Origin of the sequence: Alkalihalobacillus deserti (genome assembly GCF_020734105.1) — a bacterium.
In the GTDB taxonomy this organism is placed as follows: domain Bacteria; phylum Bacillota; class Bacilli; order Bacillales; family Bacillaceae_D; genus Halalkalibacter; species Halalkalibacter deserti.
The window spans coordinates 105,510-115,589 of record NZ_JAJAFR010000010.1 but is presented as its reverse complement, the minus strand read 5'-3'; the positions used below and the strand labels follow the sequence as shown (position 1 = coordinate 115,589).

Genomic DNA, 10,080 nt, shown 5'->3' with positions numbered 1-10,080 from the left:
TTGATTTGTGCTCAATGCTTATATCACGCTAGCGATATAAAATGCAATTTTACTAAATTGCTGAAAATTGACGAGAAAATCATGTTTTCTCTTTTCGCTTGGCTTTTGTTCAGTTTTCAAAGAACTACTTGTCGTTCAACAGCGACCTTTCTAATATAACATCATACTGACGATTCGTCAAATGTTTTTTTAGAGGTGAAAATGTTTTTCAACACCGCCGTTCAGCGACAAGTAATAATATATCATTATAAATTTATTCCGTCAACCCAAATTTAAATTTAATTAAATTGATAATATGTTTTCATTATACCTTCTGCTTTTGTTTCTTCCTTATAGCAAGTAACTGCCCCTTTTTCAACTAAGTGACGGACTAACAATTCTAAGTCAACACGATAATCTTCCGTTTCACTAATCGCCATTAAATCTGCAATCAAATAAAGATCCCCATTGGCTTCAACTAAGGATAGAAAATGCTGACTTCCGATTATTGTCTTAGAATGAATAGCCAATTCGGTTGCTAAAATAAGAAGCTCAATACGCTTCTCCAGAGTCTCTTCACTTTTTAACAATTCCTGATAAAGCTTATACGTAGGTGGTTCAATATGTTTCACTTGTTCCCAAACCGTAACTTCCGGATAGTAACCGTGTTGAATAACCGATAAACGTGCTAAATGATGAAGGGCGTGCATCATATTACTGAAAGCATCAAAGTAATGACCATTTTGAAAAAGAGTTTTTCCTTCTTCAAACCTTCTAAGCATCTTAGTGAATTGAATGGTCATCTTCTTGCTACGATCACCTGGAGGGAAAGATTCGATTCGCTCTTTCACATCTTTAAGATATTCGTTACGGTCAAAAACAATTTTTCCATTAACCAACCAGTCAACTAAGCGCCTATGGTTACCAACAATTAACGTTTGGTGCATCATTGCTTGACTAAGAGAGTGAAACGCCACTCTTTTTTCACCTATCTTATAATGTTTAATTTCCCATGATATATTCTTATCACTGTTAATTAAAAGAATCACAACATTAAACCCGTCTGTAATTGATAAAGGCAACAACTCTTTTTCTATTATAAGAATGGCAAGTGTATTTTCATCACTCGCGCGATCCTGGTATAGTTGGCGCAATAACATGTCCATCATGAATTCCCCTCTCCCCTATATCTAAACTTATAGGTTTCAGAAATAATAAATTCTATAACAACAGCCTTTTCTCCTGCTTAAATTAGCTTTAAATCTTCATCACCTGTTAACATCCTTTAGGAGAGATTTAATTAACATTATGTTATACTACTACTAGATTTAGGAGGCGCGAAGATGGCATTAAAATATACAAACAAAATCAACAAAATAAGAACATTTGCATTATCCCTTGTTTTCGTCGGAATTCTCGTTATGTACGTCGGAATTTTCTTTAGAGAATCTTATATTGTTATGACAATAGCTATGTTACTTGGCTTTCTCTTTATCATTGGAAGTACAGTCGTTTATTTTTGGATTGGGATGCTTTCGACAAAGACCGTTCAAGTTGTCTGTCCAAACTGCGGTGGAGCAACGAAAATGTTAGGTCGAGTTGATGCCTGCATGCATTGTAGCGAACCTCTTACAATGGACAAATCCCTTGAAGGAAAAGAGTTTGACGAGAACTACAATCGTAAGTCAATAATAAAAAAATGAATCATTCCTAACCCCCTAGGAATGATTCATCCAACATGTTAATTTAATGTTTCATTTTGATTTTGACACTTCGGACAAGTCCCATAAATCTCCATTCGGTGATGATGAACTTTAAACCCCGTAACATGTTCAGCTAAAGTTTCCACTTCATCTAAACCTGGATAATGAAAATCCACAATCTTTCCACAATCGCTGCAAATCACATGATAATGATCAGATGTAACTGAATCAAAGCGACTTGATGAATCGCCATACGTTAACTCTTTTACGATGCCAGCTTCCTTGAATACGCGAATGTTATTATAAACAGTCGCAACACTCATATTGGGAAAACGCCCCTCTAACGCTTTATATATATCATCAGCAGTTGGGTGGGTCATAGATTCATATAGGAACTCTAGTATCGCATGACGTTGCGGAGTCATACGCACACGGGTGCTTTTCAAAGCATCAAGTGCATCTTGCAAGCGATGATCAGACATTGTCATGCACCTCTCTTTCAGAAAAAACGATTATTACTTTATAATTAGTATAATATAAAAATCGCCAGACTGTCAATGTATCCGCTATTTCTACGTTAGTAACCCTAGAAATGGGGCTGAATCTTTTACATCTAATAAAAAGGAGGTATATCGATGGGCTTGCTTACTCATTCGGCGCTTCTTCTTCTCAAAGTCTAAGCAGGCTTGTTTTAATGCTTCTTGTAACTGAGCAACGTCGACTTCATCGACACCAAACAAAAACGTCGTGTTGCCTTTTCTCCAAAATCCTCCTGAACTTGCTAACTCCGTCATACGATATCCTTGCTTTTTCAACTGTACTTCGACTTCATCTGCAAAAACATTATCAATAATACATACTAGAAGCTTCACAGTAACACCCCCAACCTATTGCCTTTACCTACATTTATTCGCTTATGGAGCTTGATGTTCCTGTTAAACCATATTTAAGATAACTAAATTATTTAGGTTACTCTATATCTATCGTTGTTTGTTATTCAAGCTCGTCTCTAATATGTAACAACGCTTCTTTAACATGGTCTTTTACTTTAACCTTACGCCACTCTTTCACAAGCGTTCCTTCTTTGTTGATAATAAAAGTTGATCGTTCGATTCCCATGTATTCTTTCCCAAAGTTTTTTTTCAATTTCCAAACCCCATAGGCTTCCGCAACTTGATGATCTATATCAGCTAGTAATAAAAAGGGAAGTTCATATTTTTCTATAAACTTTTCGTGTTTTGCCACTGGGTCTGGGCTCACTCCAATTATCACTGTATTTAGAGAAGAAAAATCTGCTATTTTATCGCGAAAATCACATGCCTGTGTTGTACATCCAGGTGTCATATCCTTAGGGTAAAAATACAATACAACATTCTTACCAAGGTACGTTTCTAATCCTACAGTTTGTCCGTTATTTGCTGGTAACAAGAACTGCGGTGCTTTCTGACCTACTTGAATCATTAAAATCATCCCTTCTACTTATTGTTATAATAAGCGTAGCTGAAGTTTAAAAGAAAGACAACTATTCCTTTTTTGTCACCTGAATAACAGACGTTATCACGAATGCCGCCGGAAGAAGATAGCCAAATAAAGCTTCGACAATTGAAATAAACCGTCCAATTCCAACTGGCACTAGATCCCCGTAACCAACAGAAAGCAAAGTAACTGCACTAAAGTAAACAATATCTTCTATTAAGTGAGAGACCGTTCCTCCTACACACGCATTTCCTTCTTTTAAAACTTGTATCCCCATTAACTCAAGCCCTAAATACAAGATAGAAAAAGATAACATAACCGTTATATAAACAAGTACAAGTAATGCAAAATGCCTTAAAGAAACAGAGTGCCTTCCACGTATAGGTCGATAACGAATCAGCATGAGTATACTAACAATTGTTCCGATTGTAGCTAAAATTAAAAAGAAAGATATGATCCAATCCATCTTCTAATTCACACCCCCCAACTAAACTCTATGTAGCTAATCCACATTCTAGAATGTGAAGGGGTACTAGGTATTTATCACTTGAATTACATCCCTTATTGTTATTGTTATAAAAAAAGTAGGATTAAGGGGGTCTCGTCCATCCCGATGCACTCATGATGAATTGTTAATTCAAATTTATCGCCTTGCAATCAAACAGAAACTCAGAAAGATTTTATAGATATGTTGTTTTTAGAGATTTCAAAACGTAATCTTCAGTCTCGACTACATCCCCCAACTCTCGAATAAGAGCAATACCAACCTAAAGCTTACTTCCTCTTTCATTTCCATTACTTTTAATAAAATTCCCTTTTGAAGTTGACTCTCTATTTTTATATGAGGGCATACATAGGACTAATCGGTCTCAAGTGCATGGAGCACAGACTCTAGCTTTTCGATACTTACATTCACATCTCCCCGTTCGATTTGAGCAAGATAATCAAGTGTAAGGCCGCTCTTTTCTGTTAAGCAATGGTCCACTTTTTATCCTTCCTCAACTTTCTAATTTGGTTTCCGATATGAATTAACGTTCTACCCACTTTCACTAATCATTGGTGTATAACAATCATTATAATTATTTTCTGCTTTTAGAAAACTAAATTTCGGTAATTTATATTCATATGGTATTTTTTGATCTAGCTAGAGTTGTATTTGCTCTACTCACTCGTCTATGATTGTAGAACAAGGATTAACTTGTATAGATGGTTTAATAGGAGGAAGAAAATGAACTGGACAAAATCTGAAATGTTATATAAAGAGGCTGAGGAACATATTGTTGGCGGAGTCAACAGTCCGTCTCGTGCTTTTAAAGCGGTAGGTGGTGGGAGCCCTATTTTCATGGAAAAGGCAAAAGGGGCCTATTTTTGGGATGTAGATGGAAACCAATACATAGATTATCTAGCGGCCTATGGTCCGATTATTACTGGCCATGCCCACCCTCACATAACAGCAGCGATTCAACAAGCTGCTGAAAATGGAGTTTTATTTGGGACTCCGACAAAACTTGAAAATACATTTGCAAAAATGCTCAAAGACGCGATCCCTTCTCTTGAAAAAGTACGCTTTGTTAATTCAGGTACCGAAGCTGTCATGACGACAATTCGAGTCGCTAGAGCCTACACAGGAAGAGATAAAATCATTAAGTTTGCTGGTTGTTACCATGGCCACTCCGACCTTGTATTAGTTGCTGCTGGCTCTGGACCTTCAACCCTTGGTACGCCTGATTCCGCAGGAGTGACGAAGAGCATTGCCAAAGAAGTCATTACCGTTCCTTTTAATGATATAGATGCTTATAAAGACGCACTTTCTAAATGGGGAGATGAAATTGCCGCCGTCCTTGTTGAACCGATTGTCGGGAATTTTGGTATTGTTGAACCAGTAGAAGGGTTCCTAGAAGCAGTGAATCAACTCACTCACGAAGCTGGTGCGCTTGTGATCTATGATGAAGTCATTACAGCATTTCGCTTTATGTATGGAGGCGCACAAAATTATTTAGGTGTTGAACCTGACATGACAGCCTTAGGAAAAATCATTGGTGGTGGACTTCCAATTGGTGCATACGGTGGTCGAATTGATATTATGGAGAAGGTTGCTCCTCTTGGCCCTGCTTATCAAGCTGGAACCATGGCTGGTAATCCATTATCAATGAGCGCGGGAATTGCGTGCTTAGAAGTGTTAAAAGATGAAGGTACTTATGATAAACTCGACCAATTAGGAGCTATTCTCGAAAACGGTATTCTTACACTAGCTGAAAAACACAAACAAACGATCACAGTGAATCGTTTAAAAGGCGCATTGACCGTTTACTTCACAGATGAAAAAATTAAAAATCACGAACAGGCTGAGAATACAAATGGTGAGCTTTTTGGGATCTTCTTTAAAGAATTACTAAACCGTGGAATCAACCTCGCTCCATCCAAATATGAAGCTTGGTTTTTAACGATTGCTCATACAGAGCAGGATATTGCCGAGACACTTAAAGCTGTTGATGAAGCGTTTGCAGCCATGGCTTCTATTTAAGTTATTACCATCATTAAGTTTAAAATCGAAGAGGAGATATCCAAATTGAAAAATTTGGTATCTCCTCTTTTTAAAATATTTACTCTGGTCCACCTAAATTTGTTTCGTGTCTGAAATGCTCGCCTACCTTTTCTCATACTTTTTCAAGAGAAAACTCTTGATTAAGACAACCATTACATTGTATAGTTTCCTTCGGTGTCTATTAAGGTTATTAGTCTTTTTTATTTGAAATACTAATAGAGGTACCCATAATAATGCTTATCAAAAGGAGTTTTTTTCACTTATGAAACTTGGGGCTCGTATATTTAAAACAGGGCTTGCCGTAATGCTTTCACTTTATTTAGCGATGTGGGTTGGTCTTGAACCACCTATGTTTGCTGCGCTCGCTGCGGCTATTGCCGTTCAACCATCGCTCTATCGAACATTTCAAACAATTTTAGAACAAGTTCAAGCCAATATTATTGGAGCTGTCGTAGCTGTTATCTTTGTTATGACTTTTGGTCACCATCCTTTTGTCGTCGGGCTCGTTGTCGTACTGGCAATATCGATTATTTTAAAGGTGAAGTTAGAGCCGACAACCATTCCATTGGCCATTGTCACAGTCATTATCATCATGGAAAGTCCGGCTACAGACTTTATTCAGTTTGCAGCAGGTCGCTTTACTCTTGTCATCAGTGGAGTATTATCTGCATTTATTATTAATCTGTTTTTTCTTCCTCCTAGATACGAAACAAAGCTTTATCATCAACTGTCAAAAGCAACTGAGGACATCAATCAATGGACGATGTTATTAATTCGTAACGCAGCAGACCACCGGGCGTTGAAGAAAGATTTAAATAGACTAGAGGAAAAAATGGTTAAGCTCGAAAATCTCTATTTGCTTTATAAAGAAGAACGAAATTATTTCATGAAAAATAAATATAGCAAAGCGCGTAAGGTCGTTCTTTATCGGCAAATGCTTATCACCGCTAAGAAATCGCTTTTTGTTTTAAAAAACTTAGAAAGACGATCGGAAGAACTTTCTATTATGCCTGATGAAACGTATAAAAAATTTGAGAAGCAGCTTGATTATTTAACTGCTTACCACGATCGCATTTTATTACGTTACATCGGAAAGGTTCACTCCAGTCACTCAGATGAATTAATTGAAAAAATGAACATCGGAAAAGAAGAATTAATGAATTATTACTTTAGCCTCCAAAACCAAGCATGTATTGATTACAATCAATGGCTTCATCTTTTACCCGCTGTATCGCAAATGATTGAATATCAAGAACAGCTAGAGCACTTAAGTCATTTAGTTGATAGTTTTTTCACGTATCATCAAGAACATAATGAAGTGAAAATTGAAGCACTAGAAGAAGAATAAAAGGCGTGCCACACGAGTGGCACGCCTTTTATTGAAATTGCTGTACATCAAATAATTTCTTATAACTACCTTCACGCTTCATCAGATCATTATGACTACCCACTTCAACGATTTCTCCGTTTTCAATCACAACAATACGGTCTGCATGGGTAATCGTTGAAAGCCGATGAGCAACAATGAAGGTCGTTCGATCTTTTGCTAGTTTTTCAAGTGCTTCTTGAATAAAATGTTCACTTTCAAGATCCAGAGCTGATGTAGCTTCATCAAAAATAAGAATAGGTGGATTTTTCAAGAAGACCCTCGCAATTGCTACACGTTGTTTTTGGCCACCAGAGAGTTTTACTCCTCTTTCACCAACTTCCGTGTCATACCCAGCAGGAAGCCCAATAATAAATTCATGAGCGTTCGCTGCTGTGGCTGCCGCTATGACCTCTTCATCAGTAGCATCTGGTCTTCCCATCAAAATGTTCTTTTTAATAGAGTCACTAAAAAGAATATTATCCTGAAGCACCATTCCAATATTGTCACGTAACGTTCTTACTTGGTATTTTCGAATATCCGATCCGTCTAACAAAATTTCACCAGAAGAAACATCATAAAAACGTGGAATCAGACTAATGATGGTACTCTTACCACCACCACTCATCCCGACAAACGCAATCGTTTCCCCTTGTTTCACATCGAGATTCACATTTTTCAGTACAGGTTTATCGCCTTCGTTGTATTGAAACGTTACATTACGAAATTCAAGATGTCCCTTTGCTCTTGTTAAAGGCTTAGACTCAGGCTCATCCTCAATATCATATTTCTCATCAATGAACTCAAACACTCGATCCATCGAGGCAACTGCCTGCGTCAGTGTCGTCGATGAATTAATTAAACGTCTAAGCGGTCCATAAAGTCGCTCCATATAAAGGACAAAAGCAGTCATGGCCCCTACTTCTAACTGGCCTATGATTACAAAGTAACCGGCAACAAAAATAACCAGTAAAGGTGCTACATCGGTTATCGTATTCACAACCGCAAACGTTTTTGCATTCCATTTCGTATGATCAATCGCTCTATTAAGGAAATGGGTGTTTCGCTTAGCGAATTGTGCTTGTTCATAATCCTCTAGGGCAAAGCTTCGAATAACACTCATCCCCTGAACTCGCTCATGCAAGTGACCTTGAACTTCTGCTAATGCTTGCGAGCGAACTCTCGTTAGATGACGCAATCTCGCATAAAAATACTTCACAGAGAACCCATATAAAGGAAACATCGATATAGCAACAAGTGTCAACCAAACATTAAGATTTAACATAATGATAATAGCAATAATGATCGTAAATAAATCAAGCCAGATATTCATTAATCCCGTGATGACAAAGTTTTTCGTTTGCTCAACATCGTGAATCACACGAGAAATAATTTCCCCGACTTTACGATTTGAATAAAACTTCAAACTTAGTTTTTGAATATGAGTAAATAATTGATCTCTAATATCGTAAAGCACTTTACTTCCAATCCACTGCGCAAAGTACTGACGATAATATTCAATCGGCGGACGTAAGAAAACAAAAATAAAAAACATACCAACCATTATTTTAAACAATAATGAGATCTTATCATCCTGGGTCATCGCTTCTGCAAAAATAATATCATCAATAACGTACATCATCACTAATGGCAAAAGAAGCGGAATCCCAAATTTAAAAATCCCAATCAAAATTGTAATACCGATCTCTTTCCAATACGGCTTGATGAATGCCATATAGCGTTTTATACTATCCAGCTTCGCCATCCCCTTTTTTTTAAAAAGCTCCCCTGCCTAACCTTTTCTCCTGAAAATTAGGCCATGCTTTTATTTTCCCTTAAATTCAAACCCTTCATCCACTTAAAAAGTGGATCTCTAATTCACTTACGTACAAAGGTCTGACTTGATTAGAACCTTGGGTCGGTTCGCTAACCATAGTCAGACCTACTGTATTTTAACGGTATTGTAAGAAGCGTTCATACCAATTCTCAACAAATTGAGGAGCAAACGGTCCTTTTCTTTGGTGAATCCATGAGATTAATTCATCAACACTTCGTTTTAGAATATCATCTACTGCTTGTGGATAATTCATAAGTTTACGGTGCAAATCATATTCATCTTCATCTAAGAGCTTAAAGGTCATATCTGGGTACACCTTTATATCGAGGTCGTAATCAATATACTTTAAAGCCTCGCTGTCCCAAGTAAAAGGCGAACCAAGGTTGCAATAGTAATAAATACCATCAGATCGAATCATACCGATTGTGTTAAACCATTGTTCGGAATCAAAATAACAAATAGCAGGCTCACGAGTTCTCCAGTTTCTACCATCCGATTCCTTCACTAGAATACGGTCATTCCCCCCAATTACAACCTTTGACGTCCCTTTAAGCACGATTGTTTCTTCCCAAATGCGATGAATCAATCCATTATGTTTATAGCTATGGATTTGAATATTGCTGCCTTCTTTGGGAAAATTCATAAATAACTCCCTTCTATGCCATTTTTTCGGACGTCAGTAGATAGAGTAGGTAACCAACTATCAATTGAATTAACTTGCCCTACTACCATTTCTACTATAGTTTTCTAAATAAAAACGTTTTCTTTTTTTCAAGTCTTCTATATTATACCGTTTTTTCATCTATATTGAAACTTCAAGGATAAAAAGTTTAATTATTCTTATAACCATCTAATACTATAAAAACCATGCCTGATTAATTTTTATGAGAAAAAAAACAAGCACCCTTTGGACGATATCACCAAGGGTGCTTGTTTTAGGTAATACTATTATTTTTGTTGAGAAGAGTTTTGTTGCTTACGAGCTGCAGATTGAGCGTTTTGCTGACGTACTTCTTGTACATCAGTTTCGCTTGCAAATTCTGTTTGGTTGCTAGAACCTTGTGCTGAAGCCGCGTTTTGTTTTCTTACTTCTTGAGCATTTGTTTTTGATGCTTGTTGTTGTCGATCCATGTGATATCACCTCCACGCTTATTAAGATGTCCGGAGGAGTAAT

General features: G+C 37.0%; 12 protein-coding genes. 3 read left to right on the top strand and 9 right to left on the bottom strand.

From position 1 onward, the window contains the following. Positions 1 to 278: 278 nt before the first annotated feature. Positions 279 to 1,145 (bottom strand): nucleotidyltransferase-like protein, encoded by an 867-nt coding sequence (locus LDX58_RS17180; protein WP_227938037.1) that lies wholly within the window; start codon positions 1,143 to 1,145, stop codon positions 279 to 281. A gap of 177 nt (positions 1,146 to 1,322) precedes the next feature. On the opposite strand from LDX58_RS17180, the gene LDX58_RS17175 reads away from it, so the two are divergent. Beyond that, entirely contained in the window at positions 1,323 to 1,682 is a 360-nt protein-coding gene (locus LDX58_RS17175; RefSeq protein ID WP_227938036.1) for a YgzB family protein, read from the top strand. Between the two features lie 38 nt (positions 1,683 to 1,720). Here LDX58_RS17175 and perR read toward each other — a convergent pair whose 3' ends face one another. From perR to LDX58_RS26075, 5 genes are all read right to left on the bottom strand, one after another. After that, a complete protein-coding gene (perR, locus tag LDX58_RS17170) occupies positions 1,721 to 2,164 on the bottom strand; it encodes a peroxide-responsive transcriptional repressor PerR (RefSeq protein ID WP_227938035.1) in 444 nt (147 codons plus the stop codon). Positions 2,165 to 2,254: 90 nt separating this feature from the next. Next, entirely contained in the window at positions 2,255 to 2,554 is a 300-nt protein-coding gene (locus tag LDX58_RS17165; RefSeq protein WP_227938034.1) for a cyclic-di-AMP receptor, read from the bottom strand. A gap of 121 nt (positions 2,555 to 2,675) precedes the next feature. Continuing rightward, positions 2,676 to 3,152 (bottom strand): thioredoxin-dependent thiol peroxidase, encoded by a 477-nt coding sequence (bcp, locus tag LDX58_RS17160; protein ID WP_504753106.1) that lies wholly within the window; start codon positions 3,150 to 3,152, stop codon positions 2,676 to 2,678. Between the two features lie 52 nt (positions 3,153 to 3,204). After that, positions 3,205 to 3,624, bottom strand: coding sequence for an ion channel (locus LDX58_RS17155; RefSeq protein ID WP_227938032.1), 420 nt, complete (start codon positions 3,622 to 3,624; stop codon positions 3,205 to 3,207). 393 nt (positions 3,625 to 4,017) lie between these two features. Continuing rightward, the gene (locus LDX58_RS26075) at positions 4,018 to 4,143 is read right to left on the bottom strand and encodes a helix-turn-helix domain-containing protein (protein WP_265416732.1); all 126 of its coding nucleotides are present in this window, start codon (positions 4,141 to 4,143) and stop codon (positions 4,018 to 4,020) included. Positions 4,144 to 4,386: 243 nt separating this feature from the next. Here LDX58_RS26075 and LDX58_RS17150 point away from each other — a divergent pair, with 243 nt between their 5' ends. Beyond that, the gene (locus tag LDX58_RS17150; RefSeq protein ID WP_227938031.1) at positions 4,387 to 5,682 is read left to right on the top strand and encodes a glutamate-1-semialdehyde 2,1-aminomutase; all 1,296 of its coding nucleotides are present in this window, start codon (positions 4,387 to 4,389) and stop codon (positions 5,680 to 5,682) included. 283 nt (positions 5,683 to 5,965) lie between these two features. After that, entirely contained in the window at positions 5,966 to 7,051 is a 1,086-nt protein-coding gene (locus LDX58_RS17145; RefSeq protein WP_227938030.1) for an FUSC family protein, read from the top strand. 28 nt (positions 7,052 to 7,079) lie between these two features. Here the strand turns inward: LDX58_RS17145 and LDX58_RS17140 are convergent, their stop codons facing one another. The 3 genes from LDX58_RS17140 to LDX58_RS17130 form a co-directional block, all read right to left on the bottom strand. Then, positions 7,080 to 8,834 (bottom strand): ABC transporter ATP-binding protein, encoded by a 1,755-nt coding sequence (locus LDX58_RS17140; protein WP_227938029.1) that lies wholly within the window; start codon positions 8,832 to 8,834, stop codon positions 7,080 to 7,082. Positions 8,835 to 9,021: 187 nt separating this feature from the next. After that, positions 9,022 to 9,549, bottom strand: a complete 528-nt coding sequence (ntdP, locus tag LDX58_RS17135) for a nucleoside tri-diphosphate phosphatase (protein WP_227938028.1) — start codon at positions 9,547 to 9,549, stop codon at positions 9,022 to 9,024. Positions 9,550 to 9,854: 305 nt separating this feature from the next. Then, on the bottom strand, positions 9,855 to 10,037 hold the full coding sequence (locus LDX58_RS17130; RefSeq protein ID WP_227938027.1) for a gamma-type small acid-soluble spore protein: 183 nt from the start codon (positions 10,035 to 10,037) through the stop codon (positions 9,855 to 9,857). Positions 10,038 to 10,080: the final 43 nt, after the last annotated feature.

What these genes read in the sequence shown, in the direction of transcription:
- ntdP (WP_227938028.1), bottom strand. Translation starts at nt 9,549, where the DNA reads ATGAATTTTCCCAAAGAAGGCAGCAATATTCAAATCCATAGCTATAAA.
- perR (WP_227938035.1), bottom strand. Translation starts at nt 2,164, where the DNA reads ATGTCTGATCATCGCTTGCAAGATGCACTTGATGCTTTGAAAAGCACC.
- LDX58_RS17150 (WP_227938031.1), top strand. Translation starts at nt 4,387, where the DNA reads ATGAACTGGACAAAATCTGAAATGTTATATAAAGAGGCTGAGGAACAT.
- LDX58_RS17130 (WP_227938027.1), bottom strand. Translation starts at nt 10,037, where the DNA reads ATGGATCGACAACAACAAGCATCAAAAACAAATGCTCAAGAAGTAAGA.
- LDX58_RS17175 (WP_227938036.1), top strand. Translation starts at nt 1,323, where the DNA reads ATGGCATTAAAATATACAAACAAAATCAACAAAATAAGAACATTTGCA.
- LDX58_RS17145 (WP_227938030.1), top strand. Translation starts at nt 5,966, where the DNA reads ATGAAACTTGGGGCTCGTATATTTAAAACAGGGCTTGCCGTAATGCTT.
- bcp (WP_504753106.1), bottom strand. Translation starts at nt 3,152, where the DNA reads ATGATTTTAATGATTCAAGTAGGTCAGAAAGCACCGCAGTTCTTGTTA.
- LDX58_RS17140 (WP_227938029.1), bottom strand. Translation starts at nt 8,834, where the DNA reads ATGGCGAAGCTGGATAGTATAAAACGCTATATGGCATTCATCAAGCCG.
- LDX58_RS17155 (WP_227938032.1), bottom strand. Translation starts at nt 3,624, where the DNA reads ATGGATTGGATCATATCTTTCTTTTTAATTTTAGCTACAATCGGAACA.
- LDX58_RS17180 (WP_227938037.1), bottom strand. Translation starts at nt 1,145, where the DNA reads ATGGACATGTTATTGCGCCAACTATACCAGGATCGCGCGAGTGATGAA.